The following is a 13989-nucleotide window of genomic DNA, read 5'->3' as shown; positions in this document are numbered from 1 at the left end:
GGGCTTGTAATGGCTGGAGGCCGAGGAACAAGGATGGACATACCTGGCGAAAAGCTTCTACTATACCACAAAAAGCCGCTTGTCTTGCATGTGGTTGATGCACTGGTGAGCTCTAATTGTTTTTCCAGTGTTGTTACAGCAACCAGCCCCAATTCACCAAACACCGAAAAACTCCTCCTGGAAAATCAAATCCAAACACTACACACTAAGGGGACAGACTATGTTGAGGATCTAACATTTGCATTATCAAATTTTGAAGAGCCAGTCTTTGTAGTGTCAGGTGATCTGCCGTTGCTGGATCATACCATAATACAAGATATGGTATCAAAACACCAGAAAACCTCATCCTGGCAAAGCTTTGTTGTGAGCAAAAAATTCCTAGAGCAACAAAATCTCAATCTTGAATATTCTGTATTAATCGATGATACGGAGTGTTATTACACCGGAATCTCTATTGTGAATCCAAAATCTGGTACTACAAATGAAACCCATACAATACTAGATGATAAAAGAATTGCAGTTAATCTAAACACAAGAAAAGATTACGATTTATTCAAGAATTCCTAGAACTGTTCCGTGAATCTTTGCAATTGAACCTGTTGGTTCTGCGATTACGTTTCCGCAGGATTTGCATGTTACTGTTGTGGTGACATGTGAGTACAGGATGTTTTCTGCACTGCATTCCTTGCACTGGACTTTTTGGAATTTGCTCTTTGGCTTTGGAACCAATATGTGTGATCGTTTCATTATGCAACTAACTCCAGTTTGCGTAGCCTGATTCCGTGTTTATTTGTCTTTTTCTTGCATTGAGGACATGTGAATATTAGAGTCTGCTTTTTTGTAGTCTTTGCGGGCTTGGCAAGCTTTGGGAATTTTTGCCCTCCGTACCCCTTTTTGTCCTCTTCGTGTCTTCGCTCACCTATTGCAGAGCCACGTCTTTTGCCTGCCTTGTAGAGTGCTACTTTTTGTAGTGTGTGAGTCTTGCACTTGGGACAATACCTGTTCATTTCCTTGGGTACGTTCATAGAACAAAGCCTCCCATTTGGTAATTTAAACAATGGCCCCATTCAACCTATAATAGAGCGTATTGCAAAATGATTGGCGTGACTAGTCTTGCTAGCATGATTAATCTATTAAACGCAGTTGCTATGGGCGACAAAAAAACCGACATTATTCTAAAAAACTGCTCACTCGTTAATGTCTACACCAGAGAGATAAACAAGAACATCCAAGTTGCAATAATCAAAGACAGAATCGCCTATGTTGGCCCAGACGCAACACATGCCGCAGGGAATCATACTACCATAATAGATCTGGAGGGAAAATACCTCACGCCTGGATTTGCAGATCCTCATGTACATATCGACCAGTTTGTCTTACCATCAGAGCTTGCAAAACAGTCCTTGCTCTGTGGAACTACTAGTCTTTTTTCCGATCCTATTGATATTGTGAGTGTCTGCGGGTTTAGAGGACTAAAAGAATTTGTCCGTATTTGCTCTGGTCTGCCGATTAGAATTTTTTCAGTCTCGCCTGGCGGGTTGCCAGTTGACAGAAGATTTAGCCACGGCAAGACCTTATCCATACCACAAGACAAGGCCGCACTAAAACTGGATGATGTGGTGGGGCTAGGTGAGGTGTTCTCTTGGACAAAGGTAACCACACGAGACCCGCAAACAATGAAAAAACTGGCAAACATGCTGGATCACAACTGCATAATTAATGGCCACACCGCAGGTGCATCTGATAAGAAGCTAAATGCGTACATTTCCTCTGGGATATTTTCGTGCCATGAGCCAATCGATTATGATCAAACAATAGAGAGACTGCGCCTTGGAATGTGGGTGATGATGAGGGAAGGCTCAATTCGGAGAGACCTCAAAAACATCATACCGCAAATCATTGCAAACCGGCCATATCTTGCAAGGCTAATGTTTTGCTCAGACGGGCTGGATCCACTGGATATCTCTCAGTATGGCCACATTGATCACTGTATAAGGGAGACAATCAAGCTTGGAATGAATCCAATTGACGCCATAACATGTGCGTCTCGAACCTCTTTTGATTATTATGGCATGGGTAAAGATCTGGGCGGAATTGCGCCGGGCAAGCTTGCAGACATGCTAGTCTTTGATGATTTGGAGCAAAAGCCAAGAAAGGTCTTTGTCGGAGGAAAATTGGTCGCCTCAAATGGAAGTATAGTTACAAAAATACGAAAAGACATTTTGCCTGCATGGATTACAAATACAGTCAAGCTAAGACCCTTCTCAGAATCTGATTTTGTGATAAAAAGCAAGGGCCAATCTAGGATGGTAAATGTAATAGAAATGGAAACTGAAATCATAACAAAACTATCCTCTGCGGAGCTATCCGTACAAGATGAGAATGTTCTTGCATCTCAGGAGAAAGACGTTTGGAAGGTAGCTGCATTTGATAGGATTTATGGTTCTGGCAAATCCGCAATAGGGTTTTTAAAGAATTTTGGGGCTCAAATAGGAGCATTTGCGTCAACTTGGAGCTTTCATGAAAACGATCTCATATTGATAGGCTCTAGCGAAAAAGACATGGCATTTGCTGCAAACCACCTGATAAAATCCCAAGGAGGAATGGTAATAGTAAAAGATGGCAAAGTGCTGTCTTTTCTGCCACTTGCAGTGGCCGGAATAATATCAAAAAATCCATTTGATGATGTACTGAGAAGATTTGTCGATCTAAACCAGACCCTCAAAGATCACGGATGCAGGTTTCCAAGGCCGCACCTGATGCCGTTGTTTTTGCCGTTTCTTGCCTTACCCTCGGTTAGGATTCTGCATTCTGGCATAATCGATGTAAAAAAGCGATCTGTGGTATCGCCTCTGGCCTAGCAAACTTTTAAAAAAGGGTTTGAAAGATTTTTTTCAGAAAGCATGGCTTCAATTCAACAAACACCAAACGGTCCGGTTCTAGTATTAAAGGAAAGCGCACTCCAGCAAAAAGGCAGAGACGCTCAGAAAAACAACATCATGGCAGCAAAACTAGTAGCCGATCTGGTAAGAACGAGTCTTGGTCCACGAGGTTTGGACAAGATGCTGGTTGACTCTATTGGAGATGTAACCATTACAAATGATGGTGCAACCATCCTAAAGGAAATTGATGTCCAACATCCGGCAGCAAAAATGATGGTGGAAATATCAAAAACCATCGACAATGAAGTAGGTGATGGAACAACATCCTCAGTCGTATTTGCAGGCGCATTATTGGAAAAAGCCGAACAACTGCTAGCAAAAGATGTCCACTCTTCTGTTATCATAGAGGGATATCAAGCAGCACAAGAAAAGGTCATGGAATTATTATCACAAATTGCAAAAAAAGTCGAGCCAACCGACGAGGAATCATTATTAAAAATAGCAACAACTAGCATGCAATCAAAACTAATCTCAGAAGACAGCGGTATTTTAGCAAAACTAGTAGTTGATGCAGTGTTAAGAGTAGCCGAAAAGAAAGGCGAAAAATACGTAGTTGATCTTGACAATATCAAAGTAGAAAAAAAGGCAGGCAGCTCAATTCAGGCAACAGAACTAGTCAAGGGTATAGTGCTAGACAAAGAGGTAGTTCACAGCGGAATGCCAACAAAAATTGAAAAGGCAAAGATCGCATTACTAAACGCAGCACTCGAGGTTGAGAAAACCGAAATGAGTGCAGAAATTAGAATTACAGATCCTACTCAAATGCAAATGTTCCTAGAGGAAGAAAACAGGATGCTCAAATCGATGGTAGACAAGCTGCAACGAGTCGGAGCAAACGTTCTGATCTGCCAAAAAGGAATTGATGATATCGCACAACACTATTTGGCAAAATATGGAATTTTATCAGTAAGACGCGTCAAGGAATCTGACATGACAAAACTAGCAAAGGCATCGGGCGGTAGGATCACAACAAACCTTGATGATATGACAGACAAAGACTTGGGCCATGCAGAACTGGTTCACCAAAAAAAGGTAGAATCTGACAAGTGGGTATTCATTGAAGGATGCAAGAATCCAAAATCCGTATCAATTTTGGTGCGCGGAGGCTCACAAAGAGTAGTAGATGAAGTTGACCGTTCCTTACATGACGCATTGATGGTAGTAAAGGATGTAATTGAGAAGCCAGCAATTGTTGCCGGCGGGGGTGCCCCAGAAGCATATTTGGCATCTCAGCTAAAAGAATGGTCTGATAATTTTGAGGGACGAGAGCAGCTTGCAATCAGAAAGTATGCTGAAGCACTGGAGGTAATCCCATTAACAATAGCAGAAAATGCTGGAATGGATCCAATTGATACCATGGCAACTCTGAGAGCAAGACAGAGCAATGGCAGAAAGTGGGCCGGAATAAATGCAAAGGAAGGCAAAATAGATGACATGCTGTCTCTGAATATAGTAGAGCCAGTTGCAGTAAAAGAGCAGATCTCAAAATCTGCAACCGAGGCCGCGTGCATGATTCTGCGAATAGATGACGTTATTGCAGTTTCTGGCAAAAAATAAACTCTAAAGCATTATCTGTTTTTTATAATATAGTGTACAGAATCGGAATTGATCTGGGTGGAACAAAAATTGAAGGCATATGCCTTGATGAAAATCTAAAAGTAATCCAAAGAAAGAGAATCCCAACAAATCAACAAAATGGCTATTCTAGTGTGGTCAAATCAATTGTTTCACTAATAGCTGATGTTGCAAAAGACATAGACAAGTATACCGTTGGAATATGCACGCCAGGTGCAATCTCAAAGAAAACCGGATTGATCAAAAACAGTAACACACAGTGTTTGATTGGAATGCCGCTAAAAGAAGACCTTGAGAAATCACTCGGCAAAAACATTACACTGGAAAACGATGCAAACTGTTTTGCAATGGCAGAGGCCAAAATGGGTGTAGGAATAGATCATGGTGTAGTGTTTGGTGTTATAATGGGCACGGGTGTTGGTGGTGGCATAATATTTGATGGCAAAATTTATCGAGGCAGAACAAACATTGCGGGAGAATGGGGACATCATACCTTACATCAAAATGGGAATCGATGCTACTGTGGAAAGCTTGGATGTGTTGAGACCTATATCAGCGGTCCGGCGCTAGAGAAAAGATGGTTTGAGCTAACCAACAAAAATGAAACTTTACCCACAATAATCCAAAATTCAACTCACAAAAACTATCAAGAATGGAAAAAAGAGTTTCTTGATAATTTTGGAACTAGTCTTGCAAATGTGATTGATATTTTAGATCCAGATGCTGTAGTTCTTGGAGGCGGTGTATCTAATGTTGATTTTCTTTACACCGAGGGCAGGCAATCAGTATATGATAAGATGTTTAGTGATTTGATGGATACTCCAATTTTGAAAAATAAACTCGGTGACTCTGCAGGAGTTTTTGGAGCAGCATTGTTAGAATAATATGTTATGATCTCAACAATGCTCTTCTAATCGAGTTTGGCAATCTCTCTGTCTATCTTGGCTTTTTCTAATGCTAGTTTAGCACTGTCATAATTTTGTTTTTTTGTAGCATTAGTGCTGTCTGATTTGAGTGCTTTTTTTGCCAAATCAAAAGATGTCTTGGCAGACTCATAGGTAGATTTTGCACTGTTTAGCTTTGCTAGTTTTGCGGTATTGGTTGATTCTGCAGAGGCTTTCCCCTTTGGTGTTTTTGCAGTTGCTTTACTGGTTGTGGGATCTAATGCCTTTTTCTGAGTAGTTAGTTCAGTTTTCTTTTTTTCCTTGAGTTCTTTTGCAATTTGTTCTTCTCGTTCTTTGGCTTTTTTTCTCGCTTCACTATCTCCTGCATATACTGGAATTATCTGCGTTAGTAACATTACACTTGCAAATACTGCAAACAATACGATACTTTTGTTCATTTTACAAACTCCAGATGCAATTTCTACTCTGATGGTATTTTGTTGATATTTTCTATATTCAGCTGTTTTTTCGTTTTAAACGATCAGTGTCATACTTCTAAAGTTTCTTTATTGTTTCTAAGAATCTCATGCTTTTGTGAATTATGTTTTCTGGATAACAATTGAGCATCCACCCATTATCAATTCTGCTAAACTGCATTTTTTTGCACGCTGTATCGTATTCAGATGGACTATTATCAAACTTCCAATCAAACCCATTTCGAATATCTGATTTTGGATAGTTATGGCCGCGAATCAACATGATGGTATTTTTTGCATAGTCTGCTTTTATCTCTGCATAAAGTGCATTTGGATATAGATAGATAACATTAGGATGGGCCGTTATTGCATTAAATTCTTTTTTTGTTACATATTCGTTATGTAATATGATGACCTTGTCATATTTGGCAAGAACTTGAGGATTCTTGTCAACATCAATGTCTGTTATGAATGAATAATCCAATAATTTCAAAATCTGTACTGCGTTTGGATTTGCTTGTGGTAAGAAATTATTCTGTATTTTAATGGTTAGACATTTTGTATCACATTCATTTCTGTAATAGGTATAAAATCCAGGCTCGCTGTATGCCGAATCGGTAAATATCGGATAAACCACCACGGTTTTCTTGTCGGATTTTACCTTGTCATACTTTCTTGTCGGATCAAGCTCAAAGATTGCTTTATTCCAAATCTTTTTTCCGTCTTTTGTATGATGATCGTCAGTTTTAATCCATGTCGTAAAAACAGATGTCGAATTTATCTTTGTCCAGTTTTTATCCTTGGCAAATTGTTTGGTAATCTTGTTTTCAAATTCTTTGTTAACGTATTTGTCTAGTTTTGAGGATTTCGTATTTTCTGATTTTTTGCTGCTTTTTGTAATATCGTTGGCTGATTCTGCATAAACTGCTATCGATAAAACAATTGATATGACTAGCAGAGCAGCAATTACGCATAAAATTTTCCTCACATAAAAGAACTGATCTGATATTGTTAAATAAATTACTACAAAATCGTTTGTCTTCGACGTAATTTTCTTATTGTGGCTCTATTGTGGCAGGCGGCTTGCTTGATATCACATATGATACCCAGGTAACGTCGTCAATCTCATTTGTAATCCGATTGCTTATTTTTGCCAGAATTTCATGTGGCAGCCTTGTCCAATCTGCAGTCATGGCGTCGATTGACTCGACCACCCGAACCATGACAATGTTGCCATATTTGCGCTCATCGCCTACCACTCCAACTGCCTTGTCATCACCAACTGATGCATACGCTTGCCATACTTTTTCATACCAGCCGGCAACCTCTAATTCTTCCTCAACAATTTTACTTGCAATTTTTGCAATTTGTAATTTTTTCTCTGTAACTTCTCCGATAATTCTTACTGCAAGGCCAGGGCCTGGAAATGGATGACGCATGAGTAGTTTTTTTGGAACACCCAAAAGTGCTGCAACCTTTCTTACTTCATCTTTGTATAATTCCCTTAATGGCTCAAGAACTTCTAGCTTGAGCCAGTCTGGCAGTCCACCAACATTATGATGTGTTTTTATGACTGCTGCAGGCCCCTTTGAGACTCCACTTTCTATGACATCAGGATATAGTGTTCCCTGTGCAAGCCACTTGAATGGCCCATTTTTTTCAGCAAATTCGGTAAAAATCCTAACAAACTCTTCGCCAACTATTTTCCTTTTTTTCTCAGGATCTGTTACTTCCTTTAGCTTATCCAAAAAGCGCCGTTTTGCATTAACTGGGGTAAAGTTTACAGCAAAATTCTCTTTGAACATTTTCTCAATTTCGTGTTCTTCGTTTAATCGCAAAAGACCATTATCCACAAAAACACACTTTAGTCTATTTCCTATTGCCTTGTGAATCAAAAGTGCGGCAACGGTCGAGTCAATACCACCACTTACTCCGCATAACACATTTCCATCTATTTTTGAAATCTCATTTACTGTTTTTTCTACAAAGCTTTCCATTGTCCATTCCTGTTTTGCATCACAAATGTTGAGAACAAAGTTTTTGAGAATTCTGATCCCGTTTTCTGTGTGGACTACCTCTGGATGGAATTGGATTCCATAGATTGATTCTTTTTTATTTGCGATTGCCGCTGCATGTGATCGTTCTGTGTGCCCAATTATCTCAAAGCCCTCAGGAATGTTTTCAGCCTCATCCCCATGACTCATCCATGCTCGCAGCGAATTTCCAACTCCGCCCAAAAGACTGGAATCATTATCTATTGTTAGGGTAGAGTGGCCGTATTCCTTGTTTGCACGCTTTACTTTGCCTCCAAAATTATCAACTATCAACTGGTGTCCATAACAAATTCCGAGCAAGGGCAATTTTTGCTCAAAGATCTTCGAGTCTGGCCTTGGCGAGTCCTTGTTGTAAACACTGGATGGACCACCAGAAAAGATTATTCCTTTTGGATTTATTTCTTTTATCTTCTCGAGTGGCGTGTCAAATGGGACTAGTTCTGCATAAACGAAAAATTCGCGTATTCTTCTACATATGAGGTGACTGTATTGCGAGCCAAAATCCAAAACTATGATTTTATCCATTATATCACTTGGAATTTTCAATCATTTTTGAAAGCGACCATGTTGCGGTGCTTATTATCTCGTTTACTCGCTCTTTTTGGCGATAATTTTTGATTATTATCTCTCGTAATAATACTCCATCTTTGTTTACAAGACAATTAATCATGGCATCCTCAGTTAATGCTCCACGCTCAAGCTCAGCAACGTCTTTTTTCTTCATCTCACCAATTATTCTTTCCAAGAAAAATGACTTGAATGGATGCATGTCTTCTTTGAGATTCAGAGTATTATCCAAAACAATTGAAACCTGACTAGGTGTGATGTGTGCATTTCCGATTAAAGAACCGTCCGTGCTTCTCTTGAGCGGAACAGAATAGTCGTCTTTGGGCGTCTCTGTTTTTGTTTCCTTTAATGAAGAAGCCTTTGTGAAGCTTTGCTGTTTTAATATGGAGTTGATTATTGTGAGATTTTTTTCCAAAAATTCAATCTCTTCTTTGTGCTTTTGGATCTCAGATGTTAGTCGCTCTTTGACTTCTAAAACGTCTTTGATGTTGTCCTCTGAGAACTGCATGATTCACTTGAGGTAATATCGGTATTAAAACGCATTCTAGCTAGAAGCGTAAATCTCTAGTTCCTTGTAATTAATCCTCTTGAAACCTTTTGGTGGCTTTGATAATGTGTATAGTTCTGATCTTGTTTTTTTTGCAAGCCACTCCAATAACATCTCTGCATATTCTAATTTTTTGAGCTTTATCTTTCGCTCAGACTTTTTTGTCTTGGAATGTACCCCTATCTTTGGTCCAAAATCCATCCCAAATAGGAATATCCTTGATGCTCCAAAGTGATTTGCCAAAAATACGCATCTGTCACCGTCTGTGAATCCTCCAAAATTCTCAATCTTGCCGATTTTCTCAGTTTGTGTGGTTCCAATGCAATTTTTAAAATCTCTTACTGTCTCTAGCTTTGTTATGTTATCTCCGTGAGCATGAACTATTATTACACTAGTCTTGCTGATCTTTTTTATCAAATCTGCGTCTCCATCAAGATCTGTGATTATTATGTGGGGCTTGATTCCATTTTTGACTAGAAATGAAAGTGCGGTATCTGCACAAATTTTGATCACGTCTTTGTGTTTTTTGAGTGCGGGTAATGCCGACTTTAATGACGGCCCAGATCCAACAACAAATATTGGCTTACCTTGTATAGTTTTTTTTAATTTCTGAGCAGAAAATTGTCTGTGCAATATAGAATTCAACATTACCGCCGCTTTACGGTCATCTTGTATTTTGTAGCCAAATTCCTGTATGATTTTTCTATATTTTGAATTCCAGCCTGTAATCATCAACTCTAAAATTAGCATGCTTTATCATAAATGATGTGAACAAACTAGGTCCAGTACGTGTTGGGGGGCAAAACCCTGTTCGAATAATGGGGATAATCAACACCAGTCCAGAATCATTTTACAAAAAATCAATCAAAAAAGGAACCCAGATCTATGATGCAGCACAACAAATAGAACAAGATGGAGCTGATTTTATTGATGTGGGTGGAATGTCCACTGCACCATACCTATCCACAATGATATCGGAAAAAGAAGAGTCTAATCGAATAATTTACGCAATAAAACAAATACAAAAGGCAACAAACCTGCCGATTTCAGTTGATACATGCAGATCCGCAGTAGCAAGTGCTGCCTTGGAGCGTGGCGTGGATATCATAAATGACATTTCCGGCCTAAAGTACGACAAAAACATGAGATCTGTGATGGAAAAGTACCAACCGTCTATTGTTTTGTGCGCATATGGGAGGCCCAAAATCAAAGGAAACGATGTCTTTCAAACAAGACATCTACTAAGAGAGAGTCTTACCATAGTAAAAAATTCCAAGATATCAAAAAGCCAAATTGTTTTGGATCCTGCAATTGGATTTTTTAGAAAGACCGGCAAAAACCCATTTTTCACAAAAATCAAAACGGATTGGCTCAAAAGAGATCTGACAATATTACAAAATCTCTCATCCCTAAAACTCGGATTACCAATTCTGATATCTGTCTCAAACAAATCCTTCATAGGAAAAATTCTCAACAAGGATCCACCTGATCGAGTCTTTGGATCCGTTGCTGCAGAAGCAATCGCAACTCTTAATGGCGCTGATATTATTCGTACACATAACGTAAGAGAAACAAGAGATGCAATTTCTGTAGCGCAAAAATTATCAAAGCAAATCAGGAAAGGCTTATAACATAATCAAAATCTTCTGTAGAAGGTTTACTTGGAAATCAAAGAAGGATTAACTTTTGATGATGTTCTTCTTGTGCCAAAATATTCTAACATCACTACTAGATCGCAAACAGATCTGAGCACCAAGCTCTCAAAAAATATCTCACTTAACATTCCATTAATTAGCGCAAACATGGATACTGTCACAGAATCTGCTATGGCGATTGCCATGGCTCGAGAAGGCGGAATTGGTATCATTCACAGATTTTTGACAGTCGAAGAAGAAGTGGAGGAGGTGCTCAAAGTAAAGCGCTCCGCAAGCGTAATGATAGAAAATCCGTACACCATATCACCAGACCAATCAGCCAAAGATGCCATAAACTACATGCATGAGAAAGGTGTGTCTGGATTACTGGTGGTAAAGGATTCCAAGCTAGCAGGGATTCTGACTCATCGAGATGTCATGTTTGAGTCACAATCAAACAAACTCATCCGGGATATAATGACAAAGGATGTGATCACTGCCAAACCAGGAATTACAATAATTGAAGCAAAAGAAACACTTCGACAACATCGCATCGAAAAACTGCCGCTTGTTGACGATAAGGGAATCATCCGCGGATTGATCACCAGCAAAGACATCACTCACAATGAGGATTACCCAAACGCATCAAAGGACAAAAAGGGAAGGCCGCTTGTAGGCGCCGCAGTTGGGGTCAAAGGTGACTTTATGGAAAGAACTGAGGCACTACTAAATGCAGATGCCGATGCAATAGTGGTTGATATTGCACATGGCCACAGCGAAAATGCAATAAACACAATTCGTAATATCAAAAAAGCATTTCCAAATTGTGAATTAATTGCAGGTAATGTGGCTACTGCTAGGGGTGCAGAGGATTTGATCAAAGCAGGAGTAGATGCAGTCAAAGTTGGCGTCGGATCTGGCTCTATTTGCATTACACGTGTAATCACTGGCTCTGGCGTTCCTCAACTAACGGCTGTTTATGATTGCGCACAAATTGGTAAAAAGTACGAAATACCAATTATTTCTGATGGTGGGACACGAACATCTGGTGATCTAACAAAAGCACTAGCAGCTGGCGCCTCAACTGTGATGGTTGGCAGTCTGTTTGGCGGAACCGATGAGAGTCCGGGATCTTTTGTGATGAAAAATGGCAAAAGATACAAGATTTATCGTGGCATGGCATCATTTTATGCCGCACTAGGAAGAAAATCAAAAGAGACCGGAAATGTCACAGCCAATGAAGACCTAAACGACTATGTTGCAGAAGGAGTTGAGGCAATGGTTCCATACAAGGGAACCGTAACTGATATCATAAAACAACTAGCTGGCGGAGTTCGTTCCGGTCTAAGCTATTGTGGAGCACACACCATTCCACAAATGCAGCAAAATGCAGAATTTATCAAAATGTCAAGAGCTGGATTTGCAGAAAGCCAGCCTCATGACGTAGATTTAATGTAAGTTTTTTATTGACTATATTCAGATAATTTCCTATGCTAAGCAAGTTCACAATAGCCGGTATCGGAATAGGTGCCGTAATCATTGCTATTGGGGCATATGCACTAGTGACCTCAATTGGATTACAGACTGTCACATTGGATGAAAAAATTGATGTCACCAAATCCGCAACATATCAGTTTCTTGCACCAAAAAGCTCACACCAAAACTTTAAGGTGTCTGGCGAAAAGTTTCATGTAAAACTAACTACTCCTGGAGATGGAATCCAAAAGGATGAGGAATTTAAAAATGAAATCACATTTGATTGGTACGTCCTACAGGAAGGAACAAACAGAATTGTAATAACAAATGCAGGACAAACAGAACTTCATGTTGTTGGAATGTTCCAAAAAAATACTGATCCACTATTATTCACATATCATTTTATGGTGGTTACTGCAGGAATTGTGATAATTGGATTTAGCGCAGCATTTAGCGTTAGAAAACCAAAGGGCTTTTAGGCTAGTTTTGCTTTTTTGTACGAGCCAAGTACTTTGAGAAACACACACTGTTTGCTTATTTTCTCTAACATTTCTGATATCTTTGAATCATATTCATTGCCGTCAAAATCGACATAGAAGTTGTATTCCCAGGGAGTGCTCTTGTTTGGTCTTGACTCTATTTTTGTCAGATTTATCTTGTATTCGTTGAATTCTTTTAGAATCCTAAATAGTGTTCCTGCTTCATGCTTTACTGAAAATATGATTGATGTCTTGTCTCCATCTTTGGCCTTGTTTTGTGATAAAACCAAAAAACGAGTGTAATTATTGGAATTGTCTTCTATTCCCTCTATGATGATTGGAACTCCGTGGATCTCAGATGCGCGTTTGCTTGCAATGCAACAGATGTTTTTTTTTCCTAATTCTTTTATTATTTTGACACTACCAGCGGTATCATAGGCAGGAATCGTTTTGAGTTTGTGGTTTTGGATGAGCTTTCTGCATTGGCCTAGTGCTTGTGGATGCGAGTAAACAGTATCGACATTTTCAATTTTGTCAAATCCTATCAGGCAGTGTCTGACTCTATAGTAAATCTCGCCTACCACTGCAAGCTTGGTTGATAAAAGCAAATCATAGCTTTCACCCACACTGCCCTCAAGAGAGTTCTCAATTGGAAGCACCGAATACTGTGTTATGTTATTTTCAGTTGATTCTATAACCTCAGAAAATGTTGGTAATGGCAGCATCTCTGAATTTCCAAAAAATGAGATTGCCGCATCTTCACTGTATGCGCCTCGTTCGCCTTGGAACGATATTTTTTGCATTTTACTCTCGTAGTTTTATGAAATCTGCCTTTTCGTAGTTGGTAGAAATTTTCCTGTCTTCCATAAACCCACAGTTTGGACACTTTATTCTGTCTCGCATGGGAACTACATTTCCAGCACAAACATTACATTTTGTAAATAAAACGCCAAGCTCGGGCTCATCTATTGTAGCATGAATTGCACCATTAAGGTGAGTCTCAATTTTTAGTGCAACAACATCGTTCATTCTAGCAATGATTCTTTTTCTGTCTGGGTTTTGGCAAATGCACTCGACTCCAGATGAATTTGGCTTGCCATTTAGATAGTGTATTGCAACCGCAATCATGGATGGGAGCATCATAGCAACGGTGCCTATCACAATGTCTCCTTTTTTTGGGATGGATAACTGTCTTCCATTTCTGACTTGAACGATTTTGGTCTTTTTGTCCACCTCTGCAATTCCTGCAGAAGATGCTCTGATAGTATCTCCGTCATCAAACGTGTTGGAACCACCTTCAATTTCTTCAATAAATCCCAGCTTTTCACCAGGCATAACAAAATCATTCATGGATA

General features: G+C 39.4%; 16 protein-coding genes. 7 read left to right on the top strand and 9 right to left on the bottom strand.

The features are described from left to right. The first annotated feature begins 9 nt into the window (after positions 1-9). Positions 10-567, top strand: coding sequence for an NTP transferase domain-containing protein (locus SU86_RS07760; protein ID WP_236687688.1), 558 nt, complete (start codon positions 10-12; stop codon positions 565-567). On the opposite strand, the gene SU86_RS07755 is transcribed toward SU86_RS07760, so the two are convergent. After that, positions 550-747: a 30S ribosomal protein S27e gene (locus SU86_RS07755; protein ID WP_048188640.1), complete on the bottom strand. Its 198-nt coding sequence runs from the start codon at positions 745-747 to the stop codon at positions 550-552. The genes SU86_RS07760 and SU86_RS07755 overlap by 18 nt on opposite strands. Then, entirely contained in the window at positions 747-1025 is a 279-nt protein-coding gene (locus tag SU86_RS07750) for a 50S ribosomal protein L44e (protein WP_048188639.1), read from the bottom strand. The genes SU86_RS07755 and SU86_RS07750 overlap by 1 nt, the downstream gene beginning before the upstream one ends. A 123-nt stretch (positions 1026-1148) precedes the next feature. On the opposite strand from SU86_RS07750, the gene SU86_RS07745 reads away from it, so the two are divergent. The 3 genes from SU86_RS07745 to SU86_RS07735 are packed head-to-tail and all read left to right on the top strand — an operon-like array spanning position 1149 to position 5401. Beyond that, complete coding sequence (locus SU86_RS07745) at positions 1149-2861, top strand: adenine deaminase (protein WP_048188638.1); 1713 nt, start codon at positions 1149-1151, stop codon at positions 2859-2861. 42 nt (positions 2862-2903) lie between these two features. Further along, positions 2904-4499: a thermosome subunit beta gene (gene thsB, locus SU86_RS07740; RefSeq protein ID WP_048188637.1), complete on the top strand. Its 1596-nt coding sequence runs from the start codon at positions 2904-2906 to the stop codon at positions 4497-4499. A gap of 32 nt (positions 4500-4531) precedes the next feature. Then, positions 4532-5401 (top strand): ROK family protein, encoded by an 870-nt coding sequence (locus SU86_RS07735; RefSeq protein WP_082096205.1) that lies wholly within the window; start codon positions 4532-4534, stop codon positions 5399-5401. Between the two features lie 26 nt (positions 5402-5427). On the opposite strand, the gene SU86_RS07730 is transcribed toward SU86_RS07735, so the two are convergent. From SU86_RS07730 to SU86_RS07710, 5 genes are all read right to left on the bottom strand, one after another. After that, positions 5428-5859 (bottom strand): hypothetical protein, encoded by a 432-nt coding sequence (locus tag SU86_RS07730; protein ID WP_048188635.1) that lies wholly within the window; start codon positions 5857-5859, stop codon positions 5428-5430. A 97-nt stretch (positions 5860-5956) separates the two neighbouring features. Further along, a complete protein-coding gene (locus SU86_RS07725; protein WP_048188634.1) occupies positions 5957-6865 on the bottom strand; it encodes a hypothetical protein in 909 nt (302 codons plus the stop codon). A 67-nt stretch (positions 6866-6932) separates the two neighbouring features. Beyond that, positions 6933-8456: a glutamine-hydrolyzing GMP synthase gene (gene guaA / locus SU86_RS07720; protein ID WP_048189383.1), complete on the bottom strand. Its 1524-nt coding sequence runs from the start codon at positions 8454-8456 to the stop codon at positions 6933-6935. A gap of 4 nt (positions 8457-8460) precedes the next feature. Next, on the bottom strand, positions 8461-9006 hold the full coding sequence (locus SU86_RS07715; RefSeq protein ID WP_048188633.1) for a hypothetical protein: 546 nt from the start codon (positions 9004-9006) through the stop codon (positions 8461-8463). Between the two features lie 36 nt (positions 9007-9042). After that, a complete protein-coding gene (locus SU86_RS07710) occupies positions 9043-9795 on the bottom strand; it encodes a 6-hydroxymethylpterin diphosphokinase MptE-like protein (RefSeq protein ID WP_236687687.1) in 753 nt (250 codons plus the stop codon). A gap of 17 nt (positions 9796-9812) precedes the next feature. On the opposite strand from SU86_RS07710, the gene folP reads away from it, so the two are divergent. Genes folP through SU86_RS07695 form a run of 3 tightly spaced genes read left to right on the top strand, consistent with a single transcriptional unit; the run spans position 9813 to position 12634 of the window. Next, positions 9813-10676 carry a dihydropteroate synthase gene (folP, locus tag SU86_RS07705; protein ID WP_048188631.1) on the top strand — a complete coding sequence of 288 codons (864 nt, stop codon included), beginning with the start codon at positions 9813-9815 and terminating at the stop codon, positions 10674-10676. Positions 10677-10706: 30 nt separating this feature from the next. After that, positions 10707-12137 (top strand): IMP dehydrogenase, encoded by a 1431-nt coding sequence (gene guaB / locus SU86_RS07700; RefSeq protein ID WP_048188630.1) that lies wholly within the window; start codon positions 10707-10709, stop codon positions 12135-12137. A 32-nt stretch (positions 12138-12169) separates the two neighbouring features. Next, a complete protein-coding gene (locus SU86_RS07695) occupies positions 12170-12634 on the top strand; it encodes a hypothetical protein (protein WP_048188629.1) in 465 nt (154 codons plus the stop codon). Here SU86_RS07695 and pheA read toward each other — a convergent pair. Both pheA and SU86_RS07685 read right to left on the bottom strand, forming a co-directional pair. Next, entirely contained in the window at positions 12631-13437 is an 807-nt protein-coding gene (gene pheA, locus SU86_RS07690) for a prephenate dehydratase (RefSeq protein WP_048188628.1), read from the bottom strand. The genes SU86_RS07695 and pheA overlap by 4 nt on opposite strands. Position 13438: 1 nt before the next feature. Beyond that, positions 13439-13984, bottom strand: coding sequence for an exosome complex RNA-binding protein Csl4 (locus SU86_RS07685; RefSeq protein WP_048188627.1), 546 nt, complete (start codon positions 13982-13984; stop codon positions 13439-13441). Positions 13985-13989: the final 5 nt, after the last annotated feature.

Origin of the sequence: Candidatus Nitrosotenuis cloacae (genome assembly GCF_000955905.1) — an archaeon.
Taxonomy (GTDB): Archaea; Thermoproteota; Nitrososphaeria; order Nitrososphaerales; family Nitrosopumilaceae; genus Nitrosotenuis; species Nitrosotenuis cloacae.
The sequence above is the reverse complement of the archived record's forward strand: the minus strand, read 5'-3'. Positions and strand labels throughout refer to the sequence as shown.

Bases quoted from the DNA above. Each gene is read 5' to 3' on its own strand.
- SU86_RS07745 (WP_048188638.1), top strand. From the start codon at position 1,149: ATGGGCGACAAAAAAACCGACATTATTCTAAAAAACTGCTCACTCGTT.
- guaA (WP_048189383.1), bottom strand. From the start codon at position 8,456: ATGGATAAAATCATAGTTTTGGATTTTGGCTCGCAATACAGTCACCTC.
- SU86_RS07730 (WP_048188635.1), bottom strand. From the start codon at position 5,859: ATGAACAAAAGTATCGTATTGTTTGCAGTATTTGCAAGTGTAATGTTA.
- SU86_RS07695 (WP_048188629.1), top strand. From the start codon at position 12,170: ATGCTAAGCAAGTTCACAATAGCCGGTATCGGAATAGGTGCCGTAATC.
- SU86_RS07685 (WP_048188627.1), bottom strand. From the start codon at position 13,984: ATGAATGATTTTGTTATGCCTGGTGAAAAGCTGGGATTTATTGAAGAA.
- SU86_RS07760 (WP_236687688.1), top strand. From the start codon at position 10: ATGGCTGGAGGCCGAGGAACAAGGATGGACATACCTGGCGAAAAGCTT.
- SU86_RS07710 (WP_236687687.1), bottom strand. From the start codon at position 9,795: ATGCTAATTTTAGAGTTGATGATTACAGGCTGGAATTCAAAATATAGA.
- SU86_RS07755 (WP_048188640.1), bottom strand. From the start codon at position 747: ATGAAACGATCACACATATTGGTTCCAAAGCCAAAGAGCAAATTCCAA.
- SU86_RS07715 (WP_048188633.1), bottom strand. From the start codon at position 9,006: ATGCAGTTCTCAGAGGACAACATCAAAGACGTTTTAGAAGTCAAAGAG.
- pheA (WP_048188628.1), bottom strand. From the start codon at position 13,437: ATGCAAAAAATATCGTTCCAAGGCGAACGAGGCGCATACAGTGAAGAT.
- SU86_RS07750 (WP_048188639.1), bottom strand. From the start codon at position 1,025: ATGAACGTACCCAAGGAAATGAACAGGTATTGTCCCAAGTGCAAGACT.
- thsB (WP_048188637.1), top strand. From the start codon at position 2,904: ATGGCTTCAATTCAACAAACACCAAACGGTCCGGTTCTAGTATTAAAG.